This is a genomic window from Enterobacter sp. MGH 4 (genome assembly GCF_000534735.1).
GTDB lineage: Bacteria > Pseudomonadota > Gammaproteobacteria > Enterobacterales > Enterobacteriaceae > Enterobacter > Enterobacter intestinihominis.
The window spans coordinates 63,486-76,010 of sequence record NZ_KI973299.1 but is presented as its reverse complement, the minus strand read 5'-3'; the positions used below and the strand labels follow the sequence as shown (position 1 = coordinate 76,010).

The 12,525-nt window shown below is 56.8% G+C and carries 11 protein-coding genes; 7 read left to right on the top strand and 4 right to left on the bottom strand.

All coding sequences use genetic code 11. The features are described 5' to 3' along the window. The first annotated feature begins 51 nt into the window (after positions 1-51). The 3 genes from L350_RS0122750 (at position 52) to L350_RS00585 (ending at position 2,261) form a co-directional block, all read left to right on the top strand. Positions 52-168 carry a Hok/Gef family protein gene (locus L350_RS0122750; RefSeq protein WP_050595087.1) on the top strand — a complete coding sequence of 39 codons (117 nt, stop codon included), beginning with the start codon at positions 52-54 and terminating at the stop codon, positions 166-168. A 157-nt stretch (positions 169-325) separates the two neighbouring features. Next, complete coding sequence (locus L350_RS00580) at positions 326-1,000, top strand: tetratricopeptide repeat protein (protein WP_032627046.1); 675 nt, start codon at positions 326-328, stop codon at positions 998-1,000. 103 nt (positions 1,001-1,103) lie between these two features. Further along, positions 1,104-2,261 carry a DDE-type integrase/transposase/recombinase gene (locus L350_RS00585; RefSeq protein WP_032624508.1) on the top strand — a complete coding sequence of 386 codons (1,158 nt, stop codon included), beginning with the start codon at positions 1,104-1,106 and terminating at the stop codon, positions 2,259-2,261. 120 nt (positions 2,262-2,381) lie between these two features. Here L350_RS00585 and gltP read toward each other — a convergent pair whose 3' ends face one another. After that, positions 2,382-3,695, bottom strand: a complete 1,314-nt coding sequence (gltP, locus tag L350_RS00590; RefSeq protein WP_022646765.1) for a glutamate/aspartate:proton symporter GltP — start codon at positions 3,693-3,695, stop codon at positions 2,382-2,384. A gap of 423 nt (positions 3,696-4,118) precedes the next feature. Here gltP and acs point away from each other — a divergent pair, with 423 nt between their 5' ends. The 3 genes from acs (at position 4,119) to actP (ending at position 8,171) form a co-directional block, all read left to right on the top strand. Beyond that, complete coding sequence (gene acs / locus L350_RS00595) at positions 4,119-6,077, top strand: acetate--CoA ligase (RefSeq protein ID WP_032627044.1); 1,959 nt, start codon at positions 4,119-4,121, stop codon at positions 6,075-6,077. A 133-nt stretch (positions 6,078-6,210) separates the two neighbouring features. Continuing rightward, positions 6,211-6,525: a DUF485 domain-containing protein gene (locus tag L350_RS00600; RefSeq protein WP_022646763.1), complete on the top strand. Its 315-nt coding sequence runs from the start codon at positions 6,211-6,213 to the stop codon at positions 6,523-6,525. Beyond that, positions 6,522-8,171: a cation/acetate symporter ActP gene (actP, locus tag L350_RS00605; RefSeq protein ID WP_023299099.1), complete on the top strand. Its 1,650-nt coding sequence runs from the start codon at positions 6,522-6,524 to the stop codon at positions 8,169-8,171. Before L350_RS00600 ends, actP begins: the two co-directional genes overlap by 4 nt. A gap of 33 nt (positions 8,172-8,204) precedes the next feature. Here the strand turns inward: actP and L350_RS00610 are convergent, their stop codons facing one another. Together L350_RS00610 and L350_RS00615 are read right to left on the bottom strand one after the other, a co-directional pair. After that, the gene (locus tag L350_RS00610) at positions 8,205-8,894 is read right to left on the bottom strand and encodes an LrgB family protein (protein ID WP_022646761.1); all 690 of its coding nucleotides are present in this window, start codon (positions 8,892-8,894) and stop codon (positions 8,205-8,207) included. Next, positions 8,887-9,297, bottom strand: coding sequence for a CidA/LrgA family protein (locus L350_RS00615; RefSeq protein WP_022646760.1), 411 nt, complete (start codon positions 9,295-9,297; stop codon positions 8,887-8,889). Before L350_RS00615 ends, L350_RS00610 begins: the two co-directional genes overlap by 8 nt. 102 nt (positions 9,298-9,399) lie before the next feature. Between L350_RS00615 and L350_RS00620 the strand changes: the two genes are divergently transcribed. After that, positions 9,400-10,287 (top strand): LysR family transcriptional regulator, encoded by an 888-nt coding sequence (locus tag L350_RS00620; protein ID WP_022646759.1) that lies wholly within the window; start codon positions 9,400-9,402, stop codon positions 10,285-10,287. Between the two features lie 512 nt (positions 10,288-10,799). On the opposite strand, the gene L350_RS00625 is transcribed toward L350_RS00620, so the two are convergent. Further along, positions 10,800-12,446, bottom strand: a complete 1,647-nt coding sequence (locus tag L350_RS00625; RefSeq protein ID WP_022646758.1) for a Na+/H+ antiporter — start codon at positions 12,444-12,446, stop codon at positions 10,800-10,802. Positions 12,447-12,525 lie beyond the last annotated feature (79 nt).

Genomic DNA, 12,525 nt, shown 5'->3' with positions numbered 1-12,525 from the left:
CAACAAGTTGAGAGTAGCCTCTTATTCTTTTTTTCACAAGAAGTAAAAGGCATGACGCCATTAAAAACTGCGTTAGGCATCGTTTTTATTATTTGCCTGACGATAGTGAACTTTACCTTTATTACTCGCGGTAAGTTATGTGAGTTTTCAATAAAGAGTGAACATTAGGAGGTGGCGGCGAAATTAGCCTGTAACGCAGGCTAACCTCTTCGGGTGGAACGCGTGTTCCGCCCGGCTTGTGGGATGCTGAGGTCTTAACGCACCCGTTTTTTTCTTCTGTCACCGCGATTATACTGCGCGGCATGTACCCCGATGATAAGAATCCATGAAAGCCATTTTTCTGTTGTTGTTATTTTTAACCGCCTTTGCCCGTGCCGATGAGATAGGCAGCCAGTATCGAAAACAGGCGGAAGCCGGTGATGCGCGCGCCCAGTATTATCTTGCCGATACGTACTTCAGCTCCGGCGACAGCAAGCAGGCCGCGCTGTGGGCCGAGAAAGCGGCGAAAGGCGGCAATGTCGACGCCATGGCGCTGCTGTCGCAAATCCTCTTTACGCAGGGCGACTACGCACAGGCCAAAGCTCTGGCCCAACAGGCAAACATTGCGGGCAGCAAACGCGGCGCGATCATGCTGGCGCGGGTGCTGGTGAATACGCAGGCAGGCAAGACCGACTACCCGCAGGCCATTAAACTGCTGCAAACGGTGACCGAAGACATCGATAGCGACTCGGCGGTAGACGCGCAACAGCTGCTGGGGCTGATCTATGCCAACGGCGTTGAAGTCCCTCAGGATGACGTGCAGGCTGCGGCGTGGTTCAAGCGGAGTTCGGCTCTGTCCCGGACGGGCTATGCGGAGTACTGGGCAGGCATGCTGTTCAGGCAGGGTGAGAAAGGCTTTATCACACCGAATAAACAGAAAGCGCTTTACTGGTTAAACCTGAGCTGTACGGAAGGGTTTGATACCGGGTGTGAAGAGTTTGATGCGTTGAGCGGGGAGTAAATTATTGCCCGGTGGCGCTGTGGTATGAACCGGAAACATGGGTAACACTTTAGACCGGATACATGGGTAACAGTTATAACTGGCATAGAAGAGGAGACTCGCTATGCCCTGGACTGAGACCCGACCTATGCAACGCCTTGATTTTATCCGTGCCTGCCATGCAGGTACGGATTCTTTTTCTGCCCTCTGCCGTCTCTTCGGCATCAGTCGAAAAACCGGTTACAAATGGCTTCAGCGTTTTGACCCCTCTGACCTGTCATCTCTCTCTGACCGGTCGCGTGCTCCGCACTCCCACTCCCGGACAGTTCCTGATGATATCGCCGGGCAGCTTACGGCCCTGAGGCAAAAACACCCTGACTGGGGCCCCAAAAAACTGCGGATGTGGCTGCTCAATCATCACGTCGATTTTACCGTCCCCGCTGCCAGTACTATCGGCGATATCCTCAAGCGTGAAGGCCTGGTTCCGGATAAAAAGCGAAAACGCAGAACCCCGGGCAATCGCCAGCCCCTGACCATCATCAGTGAGAACAATCAGGTCTGGAGCGCTGATTTTAAAGGCAAGTTCAGGCTGCTGAGCCGGAAATACTGTCATCCCTTCACCCTCACCGACAATCACAGCCGGTATCTTCTGAGCTGCCGGGGAGCAGACCGGGAGAGCGAGCCCTTCGTCAGGCAGTGCCTGACGGATGCGTTCCTGGAGTACGGTCTGCCGGAAGTCCTGAGAACGGATAATGGTCAGCCTTTCGCAGGAACAGGTATCGCCGGGTTAAGTCGCCTTGCAGTCTGGCTGATAAAGCTGGGCATCAGACCGGAACGCATCAGAAAGGGGCATCCGGAAGAAAACGGCCGTCATGAGCGAATGCATCGTTCGCTGAAAAGTGCAGTAAAACAGGGCAACATATTTATGACGATGGAAGAACAACAGCGGTGGTTCAGTGGCTACCGGGAAGAGTTTAACTACGAAAGGCCGCATGAAGCCCTGGCGGGTGCAACGCCCGGAACGGTATGGCACCCCTCAGGCCGGCACTGGGATGGCAGGGTTCCTGAATATGCTTATCCGGAAGGAGGTACGGTCTACAGGGTGAAATCAAGGGGGACACTCTATATGGGGAAAAAGGGGACGGTGTTCCTGAGTGAAGCGCTGACTGATGAGTACATCATGCTGGAAGAACAAGATGATGGCCTGGAGGCCATCATCTTTAATGGAATAACGCTTGCGTACTACGACCGAAAAACCCAGAGTGTGCTCCGGATAGACTGAAAAGTGTTACCTATGTTCCCGGTCTGATCTGTTACCTATGTATCCGGTCATACACTGTGCTTACCGGGCCTACGGTTATGTAGGCCGGGTAAGGCGAAGCCGCCACCCGGCATTTTTACATCACTGGTCAGCCGTTTTATCAAAACGACCCAGCACCTCGCGTTCATACGCCAGCGCTTTTTTACGGTCGAACTTGTGTTCCCACTTGGAGATTACCAGCACCGCCAGCGCATTACCCACCACGTTCAGCGCGGTACGCGCCATGTCGAGGATACGGTCCACACCGGCGATAAACGCCAGGCCTTCCAGCGGAATACCGACGCTGCCCAGCGTCGCCAGCAGCACCACGAAGGAGACGCCCGGCACGCCTGCGATACCCTTTGAGGTCACCATCAGGGTCAACACCAGCACGATTTCCTGCCACAGCGACAGGTCAATGCCGTACAGCTGAGCGATAAAGATTGCCGCAATACTCTGATACAGCGTTGAACCATCCAGGTTGAAGGAGTAACCGGTCGGTACAACGAAGCTGGTAATGGACGCCGGTGCACCGTAGGCCTCCATCTTCTCAATGATACGCGGCAGCACGCTCTCAGAACTTGCCGTGGAGTACGCCAGAATCAGCTCATCTTTCAGAATGCGGATCAGGATCCAGATGCTCAGCCCGCACAGGCGCGCCACAATCCCCAGCACCACCAGCGCGAAGAACAGGATCGCGAAGTGCACCAGAATCACCAGCTTCGCCAACGGCCACAGGGAAGCAAAGCCGAAGTTCGCCACGGTTACGGCGATCAGCGCAAAAACACCCACCGGCGCATAGCGCATCACCATGTGGGTGACTTTGAACATGGTTTCAGAGATAGAGCGGAACACCGTTACCAGCGGTTCACGGTGCGTCGCGGGCAGGGAAGAAAGCCCCAGACCAAAGAGCACCGAGAAGAAGATGATCGGCAGCATCTCGCCCTTCGCCATTGACGCGATAATGTTGGTCGGCACCAGCGAGAGGATAGTCCCCATCAGCCCATGCGAATGGCTCTGCACGTCGGCGGTGGTGCTTTGGTATTTCGAAATATCCACCGTCGCCAGCTGCGACATATCAATCCCGGAACCTGGCTGGAACACGTTCGCCAGGGTGATACCAAGAATGATGGCAACCGTGGTGATCACTTCGAAATAGAGAATGGTTTTAACGCCGATGCGGCCTAACTGTTTCGCATCACCTACCCCGGCAATACCGACCACCAGCGTCGAGATCACAATCGGCACAACAATCATCTTGATCAGATGAATAAAGATATCGCCCGCTGGCGAGAGAAGGTTCGCAATCAGCCACTCGCGGCTGTCACTATGGTAATGGAGGTAACTGCCCAGCAAGATGCCCAGCACAAGGGCCAGCAGGATCTGCCAGGCCAGGCTGACTTTCAAATTTTTCATAGAAACTGACTTCCTCAATGAAATCTCCGCACCAGCAAAACTGCATGAATATGGAGACATACTGAAAGGGTATGAATTGTGTTGCGTTGGTTTATGGGATTTTTTAACGCGCCGTATGAGTATCATTTGCACGGCATGCTGCGCAAGCCTTAAAGAACAAGGCATTTCACTGCAAAAAGCGTCATTGACGGTAATTAATAGCAATCCACATCAATAACCGATTGTTATGAAAAAACTTTTACAAACAAAAAAGTGAATAATTCTTCAGATGAATTATTTCCCTTCAAAGTTTCATTCGCTCAATTTTCATACTCTTCAGACATTGCGTGATCTGTCGCCCAAATACTAAACAAAGCTTGTAAAGCCCCTACTATTAACGTTTTTGCGACATATTATTAACATCTTACAAGGAGAAAAAAAGCCATGAGCCAAATAAACAAACACGACATTCCCGCAAACATTGCGGACCGTTGCCTGATAAGCCCGGAGCAGTACCAGGAGAAATACCAGCAGTCCATTTCCAGCCCTGACGCATTCTGGGGTGAACAGGGCCACATCCTCGACTGGATCAAACCTTATCAGAAGGTAAAGAACACCTCTTTCGCGCCGGGCAACGTCTCCATTAAATGGTATGAAGACGGCACGCTGAACCTGGCCGCGAACTGCCTGGACCGCCATCTTGCCGAACGCGGCAACGAAACGGCCATTATCTGGGAAGGCGACGATGCCTCTCAGAGCAAACACATCTCATATAAAGAGCTTCATCGCGACGTCTGCCGCTTCGCCAACGTGCTGCTGGCCCAGGGCATTAAAAAAGGCGATGTGGTGGCGATCTATATGCCGATGGTGCCGGAAGCCGCGGTGGCTATGCTGGCCTGCGCGCGCATCGGCGCGATCCACTCCGTTATTTTTGGTGGCTTCTCGCCGGAGGCGGTTGCCGGACGTATCGTCGACTCGAACTCAAAGCTGGTGATCACCGCTGACGAGGGCGTGCGTGCCGGGCGCGGCATTCCGCTGAAGAAAAACGTCGATGAAGCGCTGAAAAACCCGAACGTGAAATCCATCCATAACGTCATTGTCTTCAAACGCACGGGCGGCAACATTGACTGGCACGAGGGCCGAGACCTGTGGTGGAGCGATCTGATTGAAAACGCAAGCGACCAGCATCAGCCGGAAGAGATGAACGCGGAAGATCCGCTGTTTATCCTTTATACCTCCGGATCCACCGGTAAGCCGAAAGGCGTGCTGCATACCACCGGCGGCTATCTGGTTTACGCGGCCACCACCTTTAAATACGTTTTCGACTACCATCCGGGCGACATCTACTGGTGTACCGCCGACGTGGGCTGGGTCACCGGTCACAGCTACCTGCTGTACGGCCCGCTGGCCTGCGGCGCAACGACGCTGATGTTTGAAGGCGTACCTAACTGGCCAACGCCGGCGCGTATGTGCCAGGTGGTCGATAAGCATCAGGTCAACATTCTCTACACCGCGCCAACGGCGATCCGTGCGCTGATGGCGGAAGGCGATAAAGCCATCGAAGGGACCGACCGCTCTTCCCTGCGCATCCTCGGTTCCGTGGGCGAGCCGATCAACCCGGAAGCCTGGGAGTGGTACTGGAAGAAGATCGGCAACGAGAAGTGCCCGGTGATGGACACCTGGTGGCAGACCGAAACCGGCGGCTTCATGATCACCCCGATGCCGGGCGCCACGCAGTTGAAAGCCGGTTCGGCCACCCGTCCGTTCTTCGGCGTGCAGCCCGCGCTGGTGGACAACGAAGGCAATCCGCAGGAAGGGGCCACCGAAGGCAACCTGGTAATCGTCGATTCCTGGCCTGGCCAGGCGCGTACCCTGTTCGGCGACCATGAGCGCTTCGAGCAGACCTACTTCTCGACCTTTAAAAACATGTACTTCAGCGGCGACGGCGCGCGCCGGGACGAAGACGGTTATTACTGGATCACCGGACGCGTGGACGACGTGCTGAATGTTTCCGGCCACCGTCTGGGCACGGCGGAGATTGAGTCTGCGCTGGTGTCGCATCCGAAGATTGCCGAAGCGGCAGTTGTCGGCATTCCTCACAACATCAAAGGCCAGGCGATCTACGCCTACGTCACCCTGAACCACGGCGAAGAGCCGTCGCCAGAGCTGTATACCGAGGTGCGCAACTGGGTGCGTAAAGAGATCGGCCCGCTGGCCACGCCGGACGTGCTGCACTGGACCGACTCACTGCCGAAAACCCGTTCCGGCAAGATTATGCGTCGTATTCTGCGCAAAATCGCAGCAGGCGACACCAGCAACCTCGGTGATACCTCAACGCTTGCCGATCCTGGCGTGGTGGACAAACTGCTCGAAGAGAAGCAGGCCATCGCAATGCCTTCCTAGTGTTTCTCCCTCTCCCCGTGGGAGAGGGCCGGGGTGAGGGCATCAGACCGCACCTTCCTTCCATCACCCTAACCCTCTCCCCATAGGGGAGAGGGGATAAAAACAAACCAACCTTACCTTTGGAGACTCTGTGATGAATAACGATATTTGTCAGCAGATAGAGAATAGTGCGCACTACAGGGAGCTCGTCGAAAAACGGCAACGGTTTGCCTTTATCCTTTCCATCATCATGCTGGTTATTTACGTCGGCTTTATTCTGCTGATCGCCTTTGCGCCGCAGTGGCTCGGTACGCCGCTGCACGCCGGAACCAGCGTTACGCGCGGCATCCCAATTGGCATTGGCGTTATCGTTATTTCGTTTGTGCTGACAGGTGTGTATGTCTGGCGTGCGAACGGTGAATTCGATCGTCTTAACAGAGAAGTTCTGCGCGAGGTAAAAGCATCATGAAGCGAGTCCTGACGGCGCTTGCCGCCACACTTCCCTTTGCTGCCCATGCGGCAGATGCCCTTACCGGCGAGGTCCAGCGCCAGCCAACCAACTGGCAGGCGATTATCATGTTCCTGATTTTCGTGGTGCTAACGCTTTACATCACCTACTGGGCGTCGAAACGCGTGCGCTCCCGTAACGATTACTACACCGCGGGCGGCAACATTACCGGCTTCCAGAACGGGCTGGCGATTGCGGGAGACTTTATGTCTGCCGCCTCGTTCCTCGGGATCTCCGCGCTGGTTTATACCTCGGGGTATGACGGCCTGATCTACTCCCTCGGCTTCCTCGTCGGCTGGCCGATCATTCTGTTCCTGATTGCCGAGCGCCTGCGTAACCTTGGCCGCTACACCTTTGCAGACGTAGCTTCATACCGCCTCAAACAAGGCCCCATCCGCATGCTCTCCGCCTGCGGTTCGCTGGTGGTGGTGGCGCTGTACCTGATTGCGCAGATGGTCGGTGCGGGCAAACTGATCGAGCTGCTGTTCGGTCTGAACTACCACGTCGCGGTGGTGCTGGTAGGCGTGCTGATGGTGATGTACGTCCTGTTCGGCGGCATGCTGGCCACCACCTGGGTACAGATCATCAAAGCGGTACTGCTGCTGTTCGGCGCCAGCTTTATGGCCTTTATGGTGATGAAACACGTCGGGTTCAGCTTCAATAATCTGTTTACCGAAGCCATGTCAGTGCACCCGAAAGGGGAAGCGATCATGAGCCCAGGCGGGTTGGTGAAAGATCCGATATCCGCGCTCTCGCTCGGTCTCGGCCTGATGTTCGGTACCGCTGGCCTGCCGCATATCCTGATGCGTTTCTTCACGGTGTCTGATGCACGTGAAGCGCGTAAAAGCGTGTTCTACGCCACCGGGTTTATGGGCTACTTCTACATACTGACCTTTATCATCGGCTTTGGCGCGATCATGCTGGTGGGGGCAAACCCGGCGTTTAAAGACGCGGCGGGCGCGCTTATCGGCGGTAACAACATGGCGGCGGTGCATCTGGCCGACGCGGTAGGCGGTAACCTGTTCCTCGGCTTTATCTCTGCCGTGGCCTTCGCCACCATCCTCGCGGTGGTTGCCGGGCTGACGTTGGCTGGTGCGTCTGCGGTATCGCACGATCTCTACGCCAACGTTTTCCGCAAAGGCGCAAGCGAGCGCGATGAGCTGAAAGTCTCCAAAATCACCGTACTGGTGCTGGGCGTCGTCGCCATCCTGCTGGGGATTTTGTTCGAGAAGCAGAACATCGCCTTTATGGTGGGGCTGGCCTTCTCGATTGCGGCAAGCTGTAACTTCCCGATCATTCTGCTCTCCATGTACTGGTCAAAACTGACCACCCGTGGGGCGATGATTGGCGGCTGGCTGGGGCTGCTGACGGCGGTGATTCTGATGATCCTCGGCCCGACCATCTGGGTGCAGATCCTCGGTCACGAAAGCGCTATCTTCCCGTATGAATACCCGGCGCTGTTCTCCATTGCCGTGGCGTTTATTGGGATCTGGTTCTTCTCAGCGACCGACAACTCGCCGGAGGGTAACCTGGAGCGTGAGAAATTCCGCGCCCAGTTTATCCGCTCGCAAACCGGCCTGGGTGTTGAGCAGGGCCGCGCGCACTAAACCTTTTCTCCCCGGTCGCTCTGGCCGGGGAACTTAAAACATCACCCACGCCACCAGCGGCGCGATTAATACCATTGTCACGCCCGAGAGCATCATCACCAGGCTTGCAACAACGCCTTCCTGCTGTCCCAGCTCATACGAACGTGCCGTCCCCGCCCCGTGCGACGCCGCGCCAAACCCCGCCCCTTTCGCCATCCCTTCGCGAATGGAAAGGCGCAGAAACAGCACATCCCCCACTGCCATGCCGAACACGCCGGTCACCACCACAAACAGCGCCACCAGATCCGGCTGTCCGCCGAGCGGTTTAGCCGCCGCCAGCGCGAACGGTGTGGTCACCGAGCGTACCGCCAGGCTGCGCTGGATTTCATCAGACAGGGTAAACAGCCGCGCCAGCCAGACCGAGCTGCACACCGCCACTACCGTCGCGGTGACGACTCCCGCGCTGAGCGACATCCAGTGGCGTTTAATAATTGCCAGGTTGTCATACACCGGCACCGCAAAGGCGATAGTCGCCGGGCCGAGCAGCCACAGCAGCCAGTGGGATTCACCAATGTAGTTCTGCCAGGAGATATGGCCGAAGACCAGCATCAGCACCAGCAGGATCGGCGTAAAGACCAGCGGCATCAGCGGCAGCGTGCGAAAGCGGCGATACAGGCGCTTGTTGGCAAAGTAAATGACGACTGTCGCAATCAGGCATAGCACGCTTATCTGAAAGTTAGTCATGCTTCTGCCTGCTGATTTCAAAGCGATACACTTTATCCACCACCCAGGCGGTGGCGCCCAGCACCATCAGCGTGCTCAGGGCGATAACCGCAAAGATGCGCCAGCCGTCGACCATCAGCAGTTGCGCATAATTCACCACCGCCACCACGGCCGGAACGAAGAACAGCAGCATCTCCGCCAGCAGCCAGCGCGCACCGGCCCGCACCCAGCTAAGGGGCAACGCGCGACAGAGGATCAGCGTCAGCATCAGCACCATACCCACCAGGTTGGCGGGTAAAGGCAGGTTCAGCCAGTCGACAAGATATTCAGCAAAAACAAACAGTCCCGCGTAGAGCAGTACCTGAACCGGTACCTGGAGTCGTTGAACAACGGCAGGCGTAACACGGCTTAACGCCACGGCCATGGGGGTTTTCCTCAGAAATGAGACGAGGCGCCAGTATAGTGAGCGTACGGTATCGACTGAAATGAATTAAAATCATCGAAGGTATAGTTTCGAGGAATAATCATGGACATAAGAACGCTGCGCTATTTTGTCGAGGTGGTTCGCCAGCAAAGTTTTACCCGCGCAGCGGAAAAGTTATTCGTAACCCAGCCTACCATCAGTAAGATGCTGAAAAACCTCGAAGATGAGCTGAACTGTACCCTGCTGATCCGCGACGGGCGCAAGCTGCTGCTGACCGATACCGGTCGTGTGGTGTTCGAGCGCGGGCTGGCAATTCTGGCGGAGTTCCGCCAGCTGGAGGCCGAGCTTGGGGACATCAACCACCTGACAAAAGGGCTGCTGCGGCTCGGCATTCCGCCGATGGTCGGCATGATGATGGCCGGGCCGATTAGCCTGTTTCGCCAGCGCTATCCCGGCGTTGAGCTAAAAATCTCTGAGTTTGGCGGCCTGACCGTGCAGCAGGCGGTGATGAACGGTGAACTGGACGTGGCCATGACGGCCCTTCCCGTGGAAGAAGAGAGCGGGCTGGCAACGCTGCCGCTGTTCAGCCACCCGCTGTGCGTGCTGGTGCCGCGCTCCGGCGACTGGCTGAAGATTGAATCAGTAAAACCCGAGCTGCTCGGCGAACACCCGCTGCTGATTTACAACGAAGATTTCGCCTTAAGCCGCCAGCTGATGGCGCTGTTTAACCAGCACAACGTAAAGCCGCGCATTGCGGTGCGCAGCGGCCAGTGGGATTTTCTGGCAGCGATGGTACAGGCGGGCGTGGGGATAGCCATTCTGCCGCAGCCGATCTGCGAGCGGCTGGATAAAAACACGCTGCGCTGGATCCCGCTGGAGAGCGATCTGCACTGGCAGTTAGGGATGATCTGGCGTGAAGGGGTGTATCTGTCGCACAGCGCACAGGCGTGGTTGCAATGCTGTGAGGGGTTTTGGGTACCCTCACCCTAACCCTCTCCCTGTGGGCTGAGGGTTCCCCACAAATTAATGCGAGCACTGAGCAATCCCCTCGCCCCTCCGGGGAGAGGGTTAGGGTGAGGGGAACATACGGCGGTGGTGGTCATTCCGTTCACTTTATGTTCCTTGCTACTCTGTAACGACATGACCGGTGAACGTGCCAGGGTGGCTCAGTCGCCACCACCCTGGCGACCCGGGCTCCCGGCGGTAAATCGCCGCTTCGCGGTGCCCTCGGCTTATTCCTTCCGGCTTATCGGGTACGGGCGGAGGCAACGTCCCTGTAAAGCCGCCCTCTCGGCGCATCCCTGCGCCTCGCCCCGGCCTGCAGGAAACGCCTCAGCGATTTACAGCCGGACCAGGGCATCGCTGACAGCCCTCAGTCATTTAGAAAGCAACTTTATTGCTTCTGCATAAAAAAATTACTGGGGATCCCTCAGCCCATAGGGAGAGGGAACCGATCGAGCACGTAGGCCCGGTAAGCGCAGCGCCACCGGGCAATTACAGCGCTACTGATTCTCTATCAACAACGCTTCCAGCAGATCCAGATCGTGCAGCAGCTTTTGCAGCGTCTCGTTGCTGATCTGCCGCGTCGCGCGCAGGTGATACAGCTCGGCACGCTCGGAGCGCAGCGCCGCCAGGCGGAAACGGCGCTCGAGGTTCTCTTCCTGCAACGAACTTTCCACGTCGTTACGTCCGTCAGCACGGCGACGCAAATTACCGATCACGCGTGAACTGACTTCCTTCAGCAGCTGGTTATCAATGTTCTCTTCGGCATCGGCGGCCAGACGCTCCTCCATCTTCTCGATGGCGACAATCGCTACTTCCGCCGTCGCCGCACGGGCAATCCGCTCTTCCTTATGCTGCTGCGAGGTGTCACCCGCATCAATATGCTGCAGCAGAATCGGCAGCATAATTACGCCGACAAACAGGGAGAAGAGGATCACGCCCGCCGCCAGGAACACCAGCTCGTAGCGCGCCGGGAAGACGTCGCCCGTCGGCAGAAGCAGAGGAATGGAGAGCACACCAGCAAGGGTGATCGCCCCGCGAACGCCCGCGAAAGAGGCAATCAGCAGCTCGCGCGTGGTCCAGGAGCCGAACTCCATCGGCTTTTTGGTCAGGAAGCGAACGCTGAACTTCTTCATCGTCCACAGCCAGCCGAAACGCACCAGCATCAGCGAAAGGTAGATGAGTACGATATCGGTAAACAGCATCCACACTTCAACGTTTGGATCCGCTTCGGCCGCGATCAGCGAAGATTCCATAATGCCCGGCAGTTGCAGGCCCAACAGCAGGAACACCATGCCGTTAAAGACAAACTCGAGCATCGCCCAGGTACTGTTCGCGCGCAGACGCATCGCCAGCGGCGCCCGGCGCATCACGCCGGAACGGGTGATGGTCATCCCCGCGGCTACCGCCGCCAGAATGCCCGACACGCCGATATGTTCGGCAATCAGGTAAGAGGCGAACGGCAGCAGGAACAGCAGGACGATCTGCGTCGCCGGTTCATCGCCGCCCCAGCGGCTGAGGAAGCGCAGCGAACGACCGTACAGCCAGCTTACAACAAAGCCTGCGAGGATACCGCCAATCGCCACCTTGAAGAATTCGAGGGTTGCACCGCCGACGGTAAAGACCATGGTGCCCATGGCTACCGCCACGGCAAACTTCAGGGCGACCAGGCCGGAAGCGTCGTTCATCAGCGCCTCGCCCTGCAAAATGCCCATGATTTTCTTAGGAATGCGCCCTTCGCCCACAATGCCGGACAGCGCCACGGCGTCGGTCGGCGACAGCACGGCAGCCAGCGCAAAGGCGGGTATAAGCGGGATCCCCGGTACGGCCCAGTAGATCAGGAAACCAATCCCGACCACGGTAACGACCACCAGCGCCAGCGCCAGACCGAAGATCTCTCGCCCGTGCTCAAGAAATTCGCGCGTCGGCGTTTTCCAGCCATCGGCAAACAGCAGCGGCGGGATAAACAGCACGAGGAACAGTTCCGGATCGAACTCCACGTGCAGACCGAACGTCGGCCACGCCAGCAGCGCACCGATAGCTATTTGCATTAAAGGCAGGGGGACCTGGAAGGGCAGTACGCGTGTAACCACCCCGGATAATGAGACCACAAGGGTCATGATGAGTATTGTGAAGAAAATTTCCATGCGTTCCCTGTTTGCTGTGTTTCTTTTTAAGCCAAACCTGAGGCGTCGTGCCTCTTATTCTATCCTCTCCAGAGTAACG